At 63.1% G+C, this 1,318-nt stretch carries 1 protein-coding gene; it reads left to right on the top strand.

Annotation, left to right across the window (positions count from 1 at the left end; all coding sequences use genetic code 11):
- The first annotated feature begins 35 nt into the window (after positions 1-35).
- Entirely contained in the window at positions 36-1,178 is a 1,143-nt protein-coding gene (locus AC1DUU_RS32260; protein WP_476787358.1) for a M24 family metallopeptidase, read from the top strand.
- The last annotated feature ends 140 nt before the right edge of the window (positions 1,179-1,318 follow it).

Here is a 1,318-nt window from a genome sequence, read left to right as displayed (position 1 = left end):
GGGCATCGAGTCCGCGCCCTGACCCAGGAGTTGATATGGCTTTCCCCATCCGCCCGGCGCCGATCTCCGTTGCCGAAAGACAGCGGCGGCTGCAAAAGTTGCGCGAGAGCATGGAGGCGGCCGGTCTCGCCGCCGTGCTGCTCGGCCCGACCGAGAGCCTGCGCTACTTTACTGGCCTTGTCTGGCACCAAAGCGAACGGCTGTTGGGAGCGCTGGTGACGCCCGCCGGGCTCACCTACATCGTTCCGGCTTTCGAGCGCAGCCGAGTGGAGACGCTGCCGCATCTGGCCGGGGACATCGCAACCTGGGAGGAAGAAGAGAGCCCCGCCGCGCTGGTGCGGGCCCTTGTCGGTTCCACCGGCCGCGTCGGACTGGACGATGCGCTGCCGCTGTTCATCTACCATGCGCTGGTGGAGAGCCTGGGGAGCGAACGGCTTGCCAACGGCACGCGCCTCATTCGCGACCTGCGGCGCTGCAAGTCAGCCGCGGAGATCGCGCTGATCCAATATGCGATGGGCCTGACACTCCAGGTGCACAAACGCGCCCATGCGATCCTGACGCCGGGTGTCCGCGCATCGGAGGTGGTGCGCTATATCGACGAACAGCACCGGGCGCTGGGAGCGTCGGGCGGCTCGACTTTCTGCATCGTATCGTTTGGGGAGGCGACGTCCCTGCCGCATGGCGCCGACGACGATCAGGTGCTGGAGGCAGGCCAACCAATCCTGGTCGATACCGGCGCGCGGATCGAGGGTTACCATTCCGATCTGACACGTTCCTACATGCTCGACGAGCCGGACGCCGATTACACGCGGATCTGGCGGATCGAGCGGGAGGCGCAGCAGGCGGTTTTCGACAGCGCGCACCTCGATACCCCTTGCCACAGTCTCGACGAAGCAGCGCGCGCCGTGCTCATGCACCATGGCCTGGGCCCGCATTACCGGTTGCCTGGCCTCCCGCACAGGGCCGGACACGGCCTCGGGCTGGAGATACACGAAGAGCCTTACATCGTGCGCGGCAATGAAATGCCGCTTCGCCCGGGCATGTGCTTCTCAAACGAACCGATGATCGTTGTTCCCGGGCGCTTCGGAATTCGGCTGGAAGACCACATCTTCATGACCGAGGAAGGGCCGCGCTGGTTCACGCACCCCGCGAAGGGTCCGACAGAGCCTTTTGAATAATCTAATCTCTGGAGGGGGCTAAAGAGCCGATGCGCTTGTGACTAAAAGAATATCTTAAGCATTGAATCTGTTGTCACTTTAGTTCTTCTCAGACGCGCTTTATTATGGTGATGCAACAATGCGCATCCGCAATGCTAAGG

Source organism: Aminobacter sp. P4_H6_2 (genome assembly GCF_056400805.1).
Note: the sequence above shows the minus strand (reverse complement) of the source record. Positions and strands in the feature narration are given on the sequence as shown.

What these genes read in the sequence shown, in the direction of transcription:
- AC1DUU_RS32260 (WP_476787358.1), top strand. Translation starts at nt 36, where the DNA reads ATGGCTTTCCCCATCCGCCCGGCGCCGATCTCCGTTGCCGAAAGACAG.